This window comes from Janthinobacterium sp. TND4EL3 (genome assembly GCF_900156175.1).
In the GTDB taxonomy this organism is placed as follows: domain Bacteria; phylum Pseudomonadota; class Gammaproteobacteria; order Burkholderiales; family Burkholderiaceae_D; genus Janthinobacterium.
The window spans coordinates 456,555-474,145 of sequence record NZ_FTMV01000001.1; the positions used below are offsets into that span (position 1 = coordinate 456,555).

Here is a 17,591-nt window from a genome sequence, read left to right on the forward strand (position 1 = left end):
CCTAAAACTGTTCCCACTCGTCCTCCGCTGCTGCCTTGCGGCTGGCGGTCGGGGCGGGCCTGGCCGGCGCCGCAGGTTGTGCAGCGAGCCTGGACACGGGCCGCGAGGGCTTGGCTGTGGCCGCAGGCACCGGGCGCGATACGGCCGTATGGCCCGACTCGTCCAGTGTGAACACGCTGACCACCTGCGCCAGTTTGCCGGCCTGATCCTGCAAGGATTGGGCTGCTGCCGCCGCTTCTTCCACCAGCGCTGCATTTTGCTGGGTTGCATCATCCATCTGCGTGACCGTGGCATTGACTTGTGCGATGCCCTGGCTTTGCTCCTGGCTGGCCGAGGCGATTTCTCCCATCAGGTCGGCCACCCTCTGCACGGAGACGACGATGTCCTGCATGGTGGCGCCCGCCGAATCGACCAGCCTGCTGCCCGCTTCCACCCTGCTGCCCGAGTCGACGATCAAATCCTTGATTTCCCTGGCTGCCTGGCTCGACCGTTGCGCCAGGTTGCGCACCTCGGTCGCCACCACGGCAAAGCCGCGGCCCTGCTCGCCGGCACGCGCCGCCTCGACTGCCGCGTTCAGGGCCAGGATATTGGTTTGAAACGCAATGCCGTCGATCACGCCGATAATGTCCGCGATCTTGCGCGAACTTTCCGTGATCTCGCTCATCGTCCGTACCACTTGTCCGACCACGTCGCCCCCCTTGACGGCATGACTAGAGGCCGACACCACCAATTGGTTTGCCTGGCGGGCGTTGTCCGCGTTCTGTTTCACGGTCGATGTCAGCTCTTCCATGGCTGCCGCCGTCTCTTCCAGGCTCGACGCCTGGGCTTCCGTGCGGGCCGACAGGTCCAGGTTGCCCGACGCGATCTGGCTCGATGCGCTGGCAATAGCCTCGGTACTGTCGCGAACTTCGCGTATCGTTACGTTGAGCGACGCGATGAATCGATTGAAGGCCGAGGCCAGCGCTCCCACTTCATCGTCCGATTCGACGGCCATGCGGCGGCTCAAGTCGCCATTGCCGCTGGCGATGTCGCCCAGCATGTCGGCCGCCCGCGCCACGGGGGCGGCAATGGCGCGGCTGATGACGTAGATGATGAGCAGGGCGATGCCGCCGCCGACCAGGCCGGCGATCAATGCGGCGATCAGCGCCGAGCGCATGACGTTGCCCAGCACTTCCGCTTCCGGCACTTCGGCCACCACGTACAGGTTCAATTCCGGTATGAAAGAGGCCGCCACGAGTTGCTTGCCGCTGGGCGCCGCATAACTGGCATACGTGTATTTGTTGCCGGTCAGCAAAGTCTTGCTCAACGCTTCGTCAAAACCTGGCAAGTCCTTCAATTGATGCTTGCCGTCGGCCAGGGCCGGGTCACGGTGGATCAGCAGGCTGCCGTTGGCGCGCACCAGGTAGACGAAGCCGGTCTGACCGACCTTGTAGCTGCGGATGGTTTCGGCCATGGCATCGACGCTCAGGCCCATGCCGGCAATGACGGCCTTGCCGCCAGCCGTCTGGCCCCGCGCGTTCAGGAACAGCATGAAGCTGCCCGAAGCCGGATCGCGGTCCAGATTCACCGTGTGCAGTTTGTTTTCGTCGAGCATGCTGAAGAACCAGTGATCGGCTGCTTGTTGCTTGTCCAGCGTGCGGATCAGTCCCGCGTCGGTCATGTAGCGGGACGCCGCTTGCGAACTCCAGCTGACGACGGCGGCCTTGTTCTTTTCCTTGAGCAATCTGGCGTAACGCTGGAAGATGGGCAAGCCACCGTCGGCCAGGCCCGCGTCTTCCCAGTCCTGCAGAAAGACGTCGTTGGCCATGGTTTGCACCACCGACAGCGGCTGATTGATCTGGCGCAATACATCATTGCGGATCTCGCCCACCTGGGCCGGCAGTTCCTGTCCGACGACGCGTTCGCGCACATAGGCGCTGCTCATGCGCACGCTGAGGAAGGACGAGATCGCCATGAACAGCAACAGGCACAAACCCATGCTGAACATCAATTTTTTCTGGATGGAGAGGCGGCGGAGGAAATGCATGGAAGACCCTGGGCGTAGGCCCGCGCGACTGGCAGAGGTTGCCGGACGTGCACAGGCAAGTGGGCAGTATAGCGACGGATAGGGAGGCTATTCGGAGAGAATGCCGTATTTTATGCATGACTGTTGCCATATGGCAACGATTTCATGGTGCTAACATGCGTGTTTTTCATGTGCCCTCGCACAGGATAAAAAAACGTTCAAGCAGGCAAGCCGTGGGCGATCAACTCCAGTGGCAATTCCGTGCTGCACTTGATTTGTTCCATGGAAAAAGCGGAAGAGACGCCAGTCAGTTGCACCGCCTTGATGAGCTTTTTATAGAAGGTGTCATAACCCTTGATATCGGTGGTGACGACTTTCAGCAGATAGTCGATGTCACCGCTCATGCGGTGAAACTCCTGTACTTCTGGCAGGACGATCACGGCGGCGGCAAAGCGGCGCAGCCATTTTTCATCGTGCTGGCCCGTGCGCACGCTGACGAAGACGGTCACGGGCAAGCCCACTTTTTGCCGGTTGACGATGGCCACGCGGCTCTCGATGTAACCGTCTTCCTCCAGCCGCTTGACGCGCTTCCAGCAGGGCGTGCTCGACAGGCCGATTTTCTCGCTGAGGGCGGCGATCGACAAGGTGCCGTCCTGCTGCAACGCGGCCAGGATGGCGCAGTCGAATTTGTCGAGCGGAGTGCCAGGTGAGTTCATTTTGTAATTTACTACTTTATAGCATGAATATGCTACATATTACCGCATTTGCAGTGTGTTTTGGCATATCTTCACGGTGGCCTGCCGCTAGACTATGGTCATGCACGAGCCGTAACCGCGACGCCCCTTTTACCTTTGCCTTGACAGACTGCCATCATGAAAGAAATCTACCTCGACAGCAACGCCACCACCTGCGTACTGCCCGCCGCCGTTGCTGCCGCCCGGCAAGCCATGGAACACGGTTACGGCAATCCCAGCAGCACCCACGCGACAGGCTTGCAGGCCAAGGCCATGATGGATGGCGTGCGTCAGCGCGCCAGCCGCCTGCTGGGCGTGGGCGACGGGCGCCTGATGTTCAACAGCGGCGCCACCGAGGGCATCCAGACGTCCGTGCTGTCGGCCCTGTGCGCGCTGCGCGAACGGCGCGATGCGGGCCAGCGCATCGGTAGCCTGCTGCTGTACGGTGCAACCGAGCACAAGGCCGTTCCGGAAAGCCTGGCGCACTGGAACCGCTTGCTGGGCCTGAACCTGGAAATGCGCAAGCTGCCCGTCGATGCGCAGGGGCGCCACGACTTGCAGGCGCTCGATGCGCTGATCGGCGAGGCAGCCATGCTGTGCACGATGGCGGCGAATAATGAAACGGGTGTCATCAGCGACCTGTCGGCGATCGCCCAGTTGCTGCAGGAACGCGGCGCCGACGCCTACTGGATGGTCGATTGCGTGCAGGCGCTGGGCAAGCTGAAATTGAACCTGGCCGCCACGCGCATCGACTATGCGCCGTTTTCCGGTCATAAACTGTATGCGCCCAAGGGCATCGGCATGCTGTACGTGCGCGCCGGCGCGCCGTTCACGCCGCTGATGATGGGGGGGGGCCAGGAAGCGGGCTTGCGCTCGGGCACGGAAAACATGGCAGGCATTGCCGCCCTGGGCGCCGTCCTGGCCGCGCTGGAAGACGGCCAGACCTTCCGCAGCCACGCCGAGCTGGCCGCGTTCCGCGAGCGCCTGACGGCCAGCCTGGAACAGGCCTTTCCCGGCATCGTCTTCAACATGCCGTTTGACTTGTCGCTGCCGACCACGCTCAATTTTTCCGTCCCTGGCCTGTCCTCGAAAGAGCTGCTGGACCTGTTCGACGCGGCGCGCGTGCGCGTCAGCTCGGGCAGCGCCTGCTCCGCCGCCAAGGCCCTGCCCAGTTATGTGCTGGAAGCGATGCACGTGCCGCAATGGCGCGCCAGCTCGGCCATCCGCCTGTCGTTCGGCCCCCTGATCGATGCGGCCACCATCGCCGCCGCCTGCGCGCGCATCGAGCGCTGCGGCGAGGCGCTGCGCAGCAGCTGCTTGCTGCCATCGGCGCTGGCGCCATCGCCGCATGACGGCGTGATCCAGTTGAGCGTCGACGGCAAGAACACCTGGCTGCTCAGCGATGCGGCCAGCGCCAGTTGCGTCGTCATCGATCCCGCCGCCGCGCTCGTGCCGCGCCTGGCCGCCTTCATCCGCTGCCAGCATCTGGCCTTGCGCGCCATCGTGCACACGACGGCCCCAGGCGACCATGGCGCTGCGCGTCTGGCGCTGCTGCAGGAACTTGATATCGAACAAGTGGGCCGCGTCGATATCGACGGCGAACTGCCGCTGGGCCAGCAGCGGCTGCGCCGCATCGAGTGCGGCGAAACGCATGTGTATATGCTGGGGCAGCGCTTCGCCTTTGTCGGCGCACTGGCGTCGCACGCCATCGCGGCCCTGCTGGAGGCCGGCGTCGTGACGCCGGACACCGTGCTGTGCACATCCAGCGATGACAACAGCGTCTGCAGCACCGTGCGCGCCGTGCGCGATGGCGTCGCTCCCGCCGCCGAACTGCAACTGGACGCTGCCAGCTTGCCGGCCTTTCTGCGCCAGCATCCGGACGCCATCCTCGTCGACGTGCGCGAGGCATATGAACATGCGGCCTGCGCCGGCACGGTATTCGAGGGATGCGAGGTGCGCAGCGTACCGCTGAGCCGCCTGGCGGGGCAGGTGGCCGCGTGGCTGCAGCAGCCGCAGCGTCCGCTGGTGTTTTTCTGCCGCAGCGGCAACCGCAGCGCACGCGCCGCCGCCTGCCTGCGCCGCCTGGGCCATGGCGCGGCGTGGCAGCTCAGCGGCGGCATGGCGATGGCGGAAGCGACGCGCCACCCGCTGGCCATTGCGGCCTGAGCCGAGGTAAAGTTTCATGTTCGAAATCTTGCCCCGTATCATCATTGGTGCGGGGAAATTGATTTATTTCCTCGTGGCATTTTTATGCTGTTCAATCCGCTAATTTCTTGGCCGACACGCTGCCAAAGCGCCAGCTATGTACGCTAGCGCACGGTCTTGCCCGCGAGGCGCCCCTACGATGAAGTTCAGAAAATCTCCCTATACCCTGAGATTCGTCGCAACGCTCCGGCGCTTCGCTTTCCGTCTTCGCCAGTGTCCGATCTTGTTCCTTCCGACTGGGCCGGCGTGACGGTGGCCGCTGGCTGCACGCGTGCACCTAGCGAGGCCCAAGTTGAAAGAGTACACAGCAGTAGTCGCGGAACAGATCAAGGAACAGATTTCCAAATTCAAAGAAATCTTCCGGGACCATTCCCTTGCCCAGGACACGTTTGACGCCGCGCGCGACGATGCCTTGCCCTTGCGTTCGGAATTGTTCAGCGCCATGCAGATGGCCGCGCACGGCAAGAACGTGGCCGCCGGCCATGCGGTGGGGCGGCATCACGGGCGTGATCGCCTGCTGGCGCGCCTGGCCGACAATGCGGCCCTGATCACGGCCACCGTCAATGAGCTGACGGCTACCGTGAAGAGCGGGCGCCAGGTCACGCCCGCTTCGGAATGGCTGCTCGACAATTTCTACCTGATCGAAGAACAGATCCGCACCACGCGGCGCCACTTGCCGAAGAACTACAGCAAGGAATTGCCGCGCCTGACCTCGGGTACGGATGCGGGTTGCCCGCGCGTGTATAAAATCGCGCTGGAAATCATCTCGCATGGCGACGGCCGCGTCGACCTGGAAAACCTGTGCCACTTCGTCGAGGCCTACCAGGACGTTGCCACCCTGACCCTGGGCGAACTGTGGGCCGTGCCCATCATGCTGCGCCTGGCCCTGATCGAAAATCTGCGCCGTGTGGCCGCGCGCGTGGCCGACGACCGCATGCAGCGCGACCTGGCCAATACCTGGGCCGACCAGATGACGGACGTCGCCGAGCGCAACCCCAGCGGCCTGATCCTGCTGGTGGCCGACATGGCGCGCTCGAATCCGCCGATCACCAGCGCCTTCGTGGCGGAATTGTCGCGCCGGCTGCAGGGACAAAGTCCCTCGCTCACCCTGGCGTTGTCGTGGCTGACGCACAAGCTGGCCGAATCGGGCCTCACCATCGAGCAGCAGATTCAATCGGAGATCGGACAGCAGGCGGCTGACCAGGTATCGATCGCCAACAGCATCGGCAGCCTGCGTTTTCTCGGCACCATGGATTGGCAGGAATTCGTCGAAACCATGAGCGTGGTCGAACAGACCCTGCGCCTGGACCCTGCCGGCACCTATGGCCTGATGGATTTTGCCACGCGCGACAGCTATCGCCACGCCATCGAGCGCATCGCCAAGCGCAGCGCGCGCAGCGAAGTGGAAGTGGCCGAGATGGTGGTGCAGCTGGCGCACACGCACGGCAACGGCAATGACGCGCGCCGTGGCCACATCGGCTTTTACCTGGTCGGGCGCGGCGTGCTGGTGCTGGAAAAGCAGGCCGGCGCCAGGTTGCCATTCATCGAGGCGCTGCAGCATACGGCACGCGCCGCGCCGCTGGCTGTCTACCTGGGCGCCATCTCGTTCCTGACCCTGGCAACGAGCGCCTTGCTGCTCGAGCGGGCCGTGCGCCATGGCGTGCAGGGCTGGCCGCTGGCCGCGCTGGGCGTGCTGGCGCTGCTGGGCAGCAGCCAGCTGGCCGTGGCCGTGGTGAACTGGCTGGCGACCCTGATGACGTTGCCGCATCCGCTGCCGCGCATGGACTACCGGGCCGGCATCCCGTCGGATGGACGCGGCATCGTGGTGGTGCCGACCCTGATCTATAGCCCGGAAAACGTGGCCGCCCTGTGCGAGGCGCTGGAAGTGCGCTACCTGGCCAACCGCGATCCGAACCTGCGTTTCTGCCTGTTGACGGACTTCGTCGACGCGCAGGCGCAAACGATGCCGGGAGACGAGGCCCTGCTGCGTCAGGCGCAGGAGACCATCCGCGGCTTGAACGAGAAATACCGCGTGGAGGGCGCCGAGTTCAAGGACAACGGCGACCCGGCCGATTCGGAAGAGCTGGGCCATGTGGGGCCGTTCTTGCTCTTGCACCGTCCGCGCCTGTGGAATTCGCAGCAAAATGCGTGGATGGGGCAGGAGCGCAAGCGCGGCAAATTGTCCGACCTGCACGCATTCCTGCGCGGCGGCGCGCGCGACAAGTTCTCTCTGGTGGAAGGCGAGTTGCGCGGTTTGCGCACGATCAAATACGTGATTACGCTCGACACCGATACGCAGCTGCCGCGCGACGCGGCGCGCGAATTCATCGCCACCATGATGCATCCGCTGAACCGGCCCGTGCTGGACGCAGCCGGCACGCGCGTGGTGGCCGGCTACGGCATCCTGCAGCCACGCGTGGCTGTGGCGCTGCCCAGCGCGAACGCCTCGCGCTATGAACTGCTGTGCGGCGGCGAACCGGGCATTGACCCATACACGCGCACCGTCTCGGACCTGTACCAGGACGTGTTTTATGAAGGCTCCTTCATCGGCAAGGGAATCTATGACCTCGACATGTTCGAGCGCGTGCTGGGCCAGCGCCTGCCCGACAATAAAATCCTCAGCCACGACCTGCTGGAAGGTTGTTACCTGCGCGCCGGCCTGCTCAGCGACTCGCAGCTGTATGAGGAATATCCGGCCCGCTACGACGCCGACGTGAGCCGCCGCCAGCGCTGGATACGCGGTGACTGGCAGCTGATCGGCTGGCTGCTGGGCCGCGTGCCGGGCCGCGCCGGCAAGCGCGAACGCAATCCCCTGTCGATGCTGTCACGCTGGAAGCTGTTCGACAACCTGCGCCGCAGCATCGTGGCGCCAGCCACCACCCTGTCCCTGCTGCTGGTGTGGGGTTTTTTGCCGCACGTGGCCTTCTGGAGCGCGGCGGTGCTGGCCATTATCTTCCTGCCGCCCGTCTTTTCGGCACTATACGATCTGTTGCGCAAGCCGCGTGACACCCTGTGGCGCCAGCACCTGGCGGCGTTCGAGCGGCGCTGCGGCGTGCAGTTCTCGCATGCCATGCTGACCCTCGTCTTCCTGCCGTATGAGGCCTGGATCAGCCTGGACGCCATCGCGCGCACCTTGTGGCGCCTGGGTGTCTCGCACAAGCATTTGCTCGACTGGCGCGCCTCGAACCTGCACAGTTCTTCCGGCTCGCAGGCCGACAGCTGGCGCGCCATGTGGTGCTCGCCCGCGCTGGCGCTGGCCGCCTTTGCCGCCTTGCTGGCCTGGCGCCCCGCTGCCTTGCCGGCAGCGGCCGTGGTGCTGCTGCTCTGGCTGGCCGCACCCGCCATCGCCTGGTGGATCAGCCGCCCCATTGAGCGCGCCGTGGCGCGCCTGTCGGCCGAGCAGGGACGGTTTTTGCATGGCGTGGCGCGCAAGACCTGGGCCTATTTCGATACCTTCGTCGGACCGGATGACCACTGGCTGCCACCCGATAACATGCAGGAACACCCGAACCTGGTGCTGGCGCACCGCACCTCGCCAACGAATATCGGACTGGCACTGCTGGCCAACCTGACGGCCTACGATTTCGGCTATGTGACCCTGGGCCAGCTGATCGAGCGCAGCCGCGCTACCTTGCACAGCATGGGCGAATTGGAGCGCTTCCAGGGCCATTTCTACAACTGGTACGACACGCAAACGCTCAAGGCGCTGCAGCCGATGTACATCTCGACGGTCGACAGCGGCAATCTGGCCGGCCACTTGCTCACCTTGCAGCCGGGTCTGGTGGAACTGTACGACGCGCCCATCATGGGACCGCAGATTGTGCAGGGCATCCGTACGACGGCGCAGGTACTGCAGGAGTTTGTTGCCGCTGAAGGTGAGGGCAAGGCCATGCGTGACAGCATGACGCTGCTGCAGGCGCCTGCGGCTCCCGCCAGCCTACCGGAGTGGCATGCCTACCTGAGTACCGTGAATGGTGCAGCCGACGCATTGTTGTCGCTGACCCTGCATAGCGAGAATGAGGAACTGTCCATGTGGAGCGGCGCGCTGGCACGCCAGTGCCGTGCGGCGCTGGCGCAATTGCTGCAATTGGCGCCTTGGGCCGCGCACCCGGAAGTCGATGCGGACTTGATACGCGTGCCGACCCTGCGCGAACTGGCGAACCTGGAAGCGCCGGCAGGCGTGTCGCCCGAACTGGCTGCCGTGCTGGCGCAAGGCCGCGAACAGGCGGGACGTCATATGCGCGACATCGCTCACGCGGCAGGTCAGGCGCACAATTTCGCGCAAATCGAATACGGCTTCCTGTACAACCCGTCCACAAAATTGCTGGCCATCGGCTACAACGTCAGCGAACGACGCCTGGACCCCAGCTACTATGATTTGCTGGCCTCCGAAGTGCGCCTGGCCAGCTTCATTGCCATCGCCCAGGGCCAGTTGCCGCAGGAACACTGGTTCGCCCTGGGTCGCCAGCTGTGCATGGTGGCCGGCCAGCCCGTGCTGCTGTCGTGGAGCGGCTCGATGTTCGAGTACCTGATGCCGCTCCTGGTGATGCCGAACTACCCGAACACCTTGCTCGACCAGACTTACCACTCCGTTATCGAGGCGCAGATCGATTATGGCCGCCAGCGCGACGTGCCGTGGGGGATTTCGGAATCCGGCTACAACACCGTCGACGCCAGCCTGAATTACCAGTACCGCGCCTTCGGCGTGCCGGGGCTGGGCCTGAAACGTGGCCTGGCCGACGACCTGGTGGTGGCGCCTTACGCCAGCATGATGGGGCTGATGGTGCAGCCGGAAGCGTCGTGCCAGAACCTGCAGCGCATGCAGGCGGCCGGTTACATGGGGCGTTACGGCTTTTTTGAAGCCATCGATTTCACTACGGCGCGCCTGCCGCGCGGGCAGGGCAGCGCCGTCATCCGGTCTTTCATGGTGCACCATCAGGGCATGGGTTTCCTCGCCCTCAGCTACCTGCTGCACGACCGTCCCATGCAGCGCCGTTTCGAGTCCGATCCGCTGTTGCAATCAGCCTTGCTGGTGCTGCAGGAACGCACGCCGCAAGCGGGAGCGTTTTACTCGAACACGGCCGAACTGGCGGTGCTGCGCAGCGGCGCGCCCGAGTTGGCCATGCCGATGCGCATCCTTACCCAGGCCAACAGCGCCGTGCCGGAAACGCAGTTGCTGTCGAACGGCCGCTATCATGTCATGGTGAGCAATGCGGGCGGCAGCTACAGCCGCTGGAAAGACCTGTCTGTGACGCGCTGGCGCGAGGATAGCACGCGCGACAACTGGGGTAATTTCTGCTACCTGCGCGATCTCGATGACGGCGAAGTCTGGTCCACCATGTACCAGCCGACCCTGGTCGAGCCGAAGAAATACGAAGTGATCTTTTCGGAAGGGCGTGCCGAGTTCCGCCGCGCCGATCACGGCCTCGATTTGTACACGGAAATCGTCGTCTCGCCCGAGGACGACATCGAAATCCGGCGCACGCGCATCAGCAATAATTCGAACCGCCAACGGCGCATCGAGATCACCAGTTTTGCCGAAGTGGTGATGGCGCCGGCGGCGGCCGATGCGGCCCATCCGGCGTTCAGCAAGCTGTTCGTGCAGACGGAAATCCTCGCGCATGAAAATGCGATTTTATGCACGCGCCGGCCCCGCTCGAAAGATGAGCAGATGCCTTGGCTGCTGCATGTGATGACGGTGCACGATATCGACCAGTATGCCGTGTCGTTCGAGACGGACCGCGCGCGCTTCATCGGCCGTGGCAACACGGCGCAGCTGCCGCAGGCGCTGCAGGATAACGGTCCGCTCAGCGGCGGCCAAGGTTCCGTGCTCGACCCCATCGTCGCCATCCGCTACGTCGTCACGCTCGAACCCGACCAGGCCGTGACGGTCGACAGCGTCACCGGCATGGTGGAGCAGCGCGAGGCAGCCCTGCACCTGATCGACAAGTACCAGGATCGTCACCTGGCCGACCGTGTGTTCGAGCTGGCCTGGACGCATAGCCAGGTGGTGCTGCGCCAGCTCAATGCCAGCGAGGCGGATGCACAGCTTTATGCGCGCCTGGCCAATGCGGTGATCTATCCGAATGCGGCCCTGCGCGCCGAGGCCGGCATTTTAATCAAGAACCAGCGCGGCCAGTCCGGCTTGTGGGCGTACGCCATTTCGGGCGACCTGCCCATCGTGCTGCTGCAGATACGCGACGTGGCCAATATCGAACTGGCGCGCCAGATGGTGCAGGCGCATGCCTACTGGCGTCTGAAAGGACTGATAGTCGACCTGGTGATCTGGTACGAGGAGCAGTCGGGCTACCGCCAGCTGCTGCACGACCAGATCATGGGACTGATTGCCTCGGGCATCGACGCGCAGGCGATTGACCGCCCGGGCGGCATCTTCGTGCGCCTGGCCGAGCAGATTGCCAATGAAGACCGCATCCTGCTGCAGTCGGTGGCGCGCGCCATCATCAGCGACTTGCGCGGTACGCTGGCCGAGCAGGTCAAGCGTCCGCCCAACCCCGTGCTGCGCATGCCGCCGCTGCTGCAGGACCCGGCGCGAGAGCATGGCGGCGTGCCGCACCGGGCGCCACAGCGTGAGCTGAGCCTGGAAAATGGCCTCGGCGGTTTCACGCCCGATGGGCGCGAATACGTGATTACCACGGGAGAAGGCAAGCAGACGCCGGCACCCTGGTCGAACGTGCTGGCCAATGCGCAATTCGGCACCGTGGTGTCGGAAGCCGGCCAGGCGTATACCTGGAGCGAGAATGCGCATGAATTCCGCCTCACGCCATGGCAGAACGACCCCGTGTCCGACCTGTCCGGCGAAGCGTTTTATGTGCGGGACGAGCAGAGCGGCCAGTTCTGGTCGCCTTCGTCCTTGCCAGCGCGCGGCAGCGGCGACTACGTGACGCGCCACGGTTTCGGCTACAGCATTTTTGAGCACAGCGAGGGCGGCATCGCCACCGAGTTGTGCACCTACGTGGCGTTGGACGCAGCCGTCAAATACTCGGTGATCAAGGTGCGCAACGACAGCGGGGTGCCGCGCCGTCTGTCCGTCACCGGTTACGTGGAATGGGTGCTGGCCGACCTGCGCGCCAAGTCCGGCATGCACGTGGCCACCGAAGTCGATACGATCAGCGGCGCCCTGTTTGCGCGCAATAACTACAACACGGAGTTTTCCGGTCGCGTCGGCTTTTTCAATACCGATGCCAGCATCCGTTCCATCACCTGCGACCGCAATGAATTCATCGGCCGCAACGGCAGCCTGGCGCAGCCTGCGGCCCTGCGCCGCGTGCGCCTGTCCGGCAAGGCGGGTACGGGCCTCGACCCGTGCGCGGCGATTCAGGTGCCGTTCGAGCTGCAACCGGGACAGGAGCGTGAAATCGTCTTCCTCCTCGGCGTGGGCGGGCGCCGCAATGCCGACGCCAGTACCATGGTGCAGCGCCATGCGGGCAAGGACGCGGCGCGCAGTGCGCTCGACGCGGTGCGCGCGCATTGGGAAACGACATTGGGCGCGGTGCGCATAGAGACGCCCGATCCGTCAATCGATGTGATCGCCAATGGCTGGCTGATGTACCAGACCATCGCCTGCCGTTTGTGGGCGCGCAGCGGCTATTACCAGTCCGGCGGCGCCTACGGTTTCCGCGACCAGCTGCAGGACGCGATGGCCATGATCCACACGGCGCCGCAGCTGCTGCGCGGGCATTTGCTGCTGTGCGCGGCGCATCAGTTTGTCGAAGGCGACGTGCAGCACTGGTGGCATCCACCCTCGGACCGGGGCGTGCGCACGCACTGCTCCGATGATTACCTGTGGCTGCCGCTGGCCGCCTGCCGCTACGTGATCGCCACGGGCGACGTCAATGTCCTGTCGGAAGTGGCGCCGTTCATCGAAGGACGTGCCGTCAAGCCCGAGGAGGATTCATATTACGACCTGCCCGTGCGTTCCGGCGAATCGGCCGACTTGTATGAGCACTGCGTGCGCGCCATTCGCCACGGCCTGCGCCTGGGCGTGCACGGCTTGCCGCTGATCGGTTCCTGCGACTGGAACGACGGCATGGACAAGGTGGGCGAACACGGCAAGGGCGAGAGCGTGTGGCTGGCCTTCTTCCTGTATGAGGTATTGCAGCGCTTTGCCGAAGTGGCAGAGCTGCGCGGCGACGCGGCCTTTGCCCGGTTTTGCCGCGATGAAGCCGCCAAATTGGCTGCCAATGTCGAGGAGCATGCGTGGGATGGCGAGTGGTACCGGCGCGCCTATTTCGACGACGGCACGCCGCTCGGTTCGCACACGAACGAAGAATGCCAGATCGATTCGATTTCGCAGAGCTGGGGTGTGCTGTCCGGCGCGGCCAACAAGGAACGTGTCGCAGGTGCCATGCGGCAGGTCGATGCGCGCCTGGTACGGCGCGATGCGGGGGTGATCCAGCTGCTCGATCCGCCGTTCGACAAGGCCGACCTCAATCCCGGCTACATCCGCGGCTATGTGCCGGGTGTGCGCGAGAACGGCGGCCAGTACACGCACGCTGCCATCTGGACGGCGATGGCGTTTGCCCGTATGGGCGACGGTGAAAAGGCGTGGGAGCTGCTGCGCATGATCAATCCCGTGCGCCACGGCGTGGATGCGCAGGCGGTGGCGCGCTACAAGGTCGAGCCCTACGTGGTGACGGCCGACGTGTACGCCGTCGCACCGCATGTGGGACGTGGCGGCTGGAGCTGGTACACGGGATCGTCAGGTTGGCTGTACCGCTTGATCGTGGAATCCTTGCTGGGACTGAAGCGCGAGGCGAACGTACTGCGTCTGGCGCCTTGCATGCCGGCCGAATGGGACCGCTTCAGGCTGCACTACCGTTTCGGCGCCAGCAACTATGCGATCACTGTAGAGAGGGCGCAGGGACGGGTTGCCGGACTGTCGCTCGATGGGGTGGCAGTGGCTGACGGCAGCATTGTCCTGCGCGACGAAGGCCGCGAGTACGTGGTCGTGTTGCTCGTGTAATCCTGTAATGGATCTTGCCACCTTTCATGGCCGGGCCGGCGTCGGCCGGCCAGTAGAATCAGGCCGGCACCGAACAGCAGCAGGTCGCGCGTACGCACTTCGGAGGCGGCGTGGTCCGCACCGGGCAGCGCCTGGCGATGGGTGGATGGTGCTGCGGAGAGCTGGCTGGCGCAAGCGGCCAGGCACAGGGCCGCCACTTTTCCATTTAACTGCATAGATTCCTCAAAAAAACACGCTGACCGTGCCGGCCCAGCGTGCCTGTGTTCATGTCGGCGATATTGTAATAATGAGCATGAACATTGTAAATGAGGAATTGTTTGGCGCCGCTCAGAAACCCAGGCGCGCGCCAGCGCCGAGCAGGGTAGCCACGCCCAGCACGGCAAAGACCAGTGCCGCGATACCGTGCACCAGACGCAGCGACACGCGGTTCGCGATCTTGTCGCCCAGGTACACTGCCGGCACGTTGGCCAGCATCATGCCAAAGGTGGTGCCCAGCACGACGGAAACAATATCGTGGTAGCGCGCCGCCAGCGCCACGGTCGCCACCTGCGTCTTGTCTCCCATTTCCGCCATGAAGAAGGCGATCAGGGTGGTCAGGAAGACGCCATACTTGGCCAGCTTCGTCTCGTCTTCGTCGAGCTTGTCGGGAATCAGGGTCCAGGCCGCCATCGCCAGGAAGGACACGCCCAGCACCCAGCGCAGCACGTCCGGGCCCAGCATGCTGGTGATCCAGGCGCCGACAGCGGCGGCAAACGCGTGGTTGGCGACGGTGGCGACGAAAATCGCCAGCACGATGGGCAAAGGCTTGCGGAATTTGGCGGCCAGCAAAAAGGCCAGGAGTTGGGTTTTGTCGCCGATTTCAGCGAGACCGACGATGCCGGTGGAGATGAGGAATGCTTCCATGAGATTGCAAGAGGTACGCGGGCCGGACGAATTAACCAATGATCCACGGGCGACTCCGGCCCATGCGACCGCCCTGGATCAATGGTCTCGTCAAGTTCTGCAACCACCTGCACCATGGCCTGCTGGCCAATTATGTTGATACAGGTTCCTGCGGCAGGACCGCAGGACGACTACTCCCCAATGTTCGAGGCGCATCATACGCCAATGCCTGTTTTCGCGCCAGTGGCGCCGGCCAGTTGCCTGGACTGGTGTGTGGGGTGCCGACAACAATAATCAGCCTGCAAACAGACTCGACTTAGAATGCAGTTCTGTCCACGACTCCCAGATGGAACGCGCCATGCCGGTCTTCGTCCGCTTGCTTGCCTTGTGTTGTCTGCTGTTTGCCTCCTTGCCCGGCTTGTGCGCCGGTGTGCCGTTCGACGACAAGTTCCGTCAGCTCGATGAGCTGCTGCCCACGCCGACGGCCTACCGCACGGCGTCTGGTGCGCCGGGCCACGCTTACTGGCAGCAGCGCGCCGATTACGTGATCCGCGCCACGCTCGATGAAGAACGTCGCGAAATCACGGCCAGCGAACAGATCACGTATCACAATCATTCGCCCGACAGCCTGGCGTATCTGTGGCTGCAACTGGACCAGAATGGCATCCGCAAGGATGCGGACCAGCGCCGCGTATTGAGCGCGCCGTCGCGCCAGGCCTGGCTCAGTGGCAGCGAGGATGAGGCACTGAAATTCGAGGACTGGCGCGCCATCCAGGAAGGCCGCACCTTTGACGGCGGCTTCAATCTCGCCAGCGTCAGGTCGGCTGGCGGCAAGCCGCTGCATTACGTGATCAACCAGACCATGCTGCGCATCGATTTGCCGGTGGCGCTGGCGCCGGGCCAGAGCATCAGTTTTCATATTGACTGGTCCTATAAAATCAATGACCAGAAGGTGCTGGTCGAACGCTCCGGCTATGAGTATTTTTCAGACGACAAGAACACGATATTCCAGATTGCGCAGTGGTTCCCCCGCATGGCCGCCTACTACGATGCGGTCGGCTGGCAGAACAAGCAGTACCTGGGCACGGGCGAATTCGCCCTGGAGTTTGGCGACTACGAACTGTACCTGACGGTGCCGGCTGACCACGTGGTAGCCGCCACGGGTGAGCTGCAGAATCCTTCTGCCGTCCTGAGCGCGGCGCAGCGCGAGCGCCTTGCGAAAGCCAGGAGCAGTGCCGCACCAGTGCTGGTGATCACGCCGGAAGAGGCGCTGGCGGCGGAAAATGGCAAGCCGGCGGGGATGAAAACCTGGCACTTCAAGGCGGCCAACGTGCGCGACGTGGCGTGGGCCTCGAGCCGCAAGTTCATCTGGGATGCGCAGGGGCTCGACAGCGGTGGCAAGCGCGTGCTGGCCATGTCGTATTATCCGAACGAGGGCAACCCGCTGTGGCAGCAGTACAGCACGCGGGCCGTGGCGCACGCCATCGAGCAGTACAACAAGTACAGTTTCGACTATCCGTATCCGGTCGCGATTTCCGTCAACGGCGCCGTGGCAGGCATGGAGTATCCGATGATTTCGTTCAATGGCGGGCGTCCCGTGAAGGATAAAAAGACGGGTGCGCTGACGTATTCGAAAGCCACCAAATATGACCTGATCGGCGTGATCATCCACGAGGTGGGGCATAATTATTTTCCCATGGTCGTCAACTCGGACGAGCGCCAGTGGGCGTGGATGGATGAGGGACTCAACTCCTTCCTGCAGTACCTGGCCGAGCAGGCGTGGGAAGAGCATTTCCCGTCCTGGAATGGCGAGCCGCGCAAGATCGTCGACTACATGCGCAGCCAGAATCAAGTCCCCATCATGACCAATCCGGAGTCGGTGCTGCTGTTGTCGCCGAATGCCTACGACAAGCCGGCCACGGCGCTCAACATCCTGCGCGAGACCATCCTCGGACGCGAACTGTTCGACTTCGCCTTCAAGCAGTACGCCTTGCGCTGGAAATTCAAGCGCCCGACGCCGGCCGACTTTTTCCGCACCATGGAAGACGCTTCCGGCACGGACCTGGACTGGTTCTGGCGCGGCTGGTTTTATACCACCGACGCGGTCGACATCAGCATTGACGGCATCAGTGAATATGGTGTGAGCACGAAGGATCCCGAGATTGAAAAGGCGTGGAAGAAGGCGCAAAAGGCAACCCAGCCCATCTCGATCTCGGACCAGCGCAACAAGGCGCTGCCGAAGAAGGTCGACCTGGACCCCGCGCTGAAGGATTTCTACAACCAGCACGACGATTTCACGGTTACCAACAAGGACCGCAACGGTTATGTGGAAGAGCTGGATGGGCTGGAGCCGTGGGAGCGGGCGATGCTGGAGCAGCGTGCCCGCGGCAAGCATCTGTACCTGGTCGACTTTTCGAATATCGGCGGCCTGGTGATGCCGCTGATCCTGGAAATCGAACTGAAAAGCGGCAAGAAAATCATCGAGCGCGTGCCTGCCGAAGTGTGGCGTTACTCACCGAAAAAAATCAGCAAGGTGCTCATCACCGATGAGCCGATGGTCGGCCTGGTGCAGGACCCGTACTGGGAGACTGCCGACATCGACACCAGCAACAATGCCTGGCCGCGGAAAATCACGCCGTCGCGCCTGGAACTGTTCAAGCAGGAGCGCGACAAGAACAACCTGATGAAAGATTTTAATACGCCGCTGAAGGCGCCCGAGGCCAAGCCGCAGGCCAAGGCAGAAGAAAAATAGGGAAAAAGCGCCGGCCACTCCGGCGCTTTT

General features: G+C 63.6%; 6 protein-coding genes and 1 riboswitch. Of the genes, 3 read left to right on the forward strand and 3 right to left on the reverse strand.

Annotation, left to right across the window (positions count from 1 at the left end):
* Window position 1: 1 nt before the first annotated feature.
* Both BXA07_RS02085 and BXA07_RS02090 read right to left on the reverse strand, forming a co-directional pair.
* Window positions 2–2,026, reverse strand: coding sequence for a methyl-accepting chemotaxis protein (locus tag BXA07_RS02085; RefSeq protein ID WP_083707995.1), 2,025 nt, complete (start codon window positions 2,024–2,026; stop codon window positions 2–4).
* Window positions 2,027–2,223: 197 nt separating this feature from the next.
* Window positions 2,224–2,721 (reverse strand): Lrp/AsnC family transcriptional regulator, encoded by a 498-nt coding sequence (locus BXA07_RS02090; RefSeq protein ID WP_076565156.1) that lies wholly within the window; start codon window positions 2,719–2,721, stop codon window positions 2,224–2,226.
* Window positions 2,722–2,877: 156 nt separating this feature from the next.
* Between BXA07_RS02090 and BXA07_RS02095 the strand changes: the two genes are divergently transcribed.
* The gene (locus tag BXA07_RS02095; RefSeq protein WP_076565158.1) at window positions 2,878–4,905 is read left to right on the forward strand and encodes an aminotransferase class V-fold PLP-dependent enzyme; all 2,028 of its coding nucleotides are present in this window, start codon (window positions 2,878–2,880) and stop codon (window positions 4,903–4,905) included.
* A 487-nt stretch (window positions 4,906–5,392) separates the two neighbouring features.
* Window positions 5,393–13,927: a glycoside hydrolase family 94 protein gene (locus BXA07_RS02100; RefSeq protein WP_244556162.1), complete on the forward strand. Its 8,535-nt coding sequence runs from the start codon at window positions 5,393–5,395 to the stop codon at window positions 13,925–13,927.
* 327 nt (window positions 13,928–14,254) lie between these two features.
* Here the strand turns inward: BXA07_RS02100 and BXA07_RS02105 are convergent, their stop codons facing one another.
* On the reverse strand, window positions 14,255–14,830 hold the full coding sequence (locus tag BXA07_RS02105; protein WP_076565160.1) for a TMEM165/GDT1 family protein: 576 nt from the start codon (window positions 14,828–14,830) through the stop codon (window positions 14,255–14,257).
* Window positions 14,831–14,839: 9 nt separating this feature from the next.
* Window positions 14,840–15,021, reverse strand: a riboswitch (yybP-ykoY riboswitch).
* Window positions 15,022–15,167: 146 nt separating this feature from the next.
* Here BXA07_RS02105 and BXA07_RS02110 point away from each other — a divergent pair.
* Window positions 15,168–17,561: a M1 family metallopeptidase gene (locus BXA07_RS02110; protein WP_076565664.1), complete on the forward strand. Its 2,394-nt coding sequence runs from the start codon at window positions 15,168–15,170 to the stop codon at window positions 17,559–17,561.
* The last annotated feature ends 30 nt before the right edge of the window (window positions 17,562–17,591 follow it).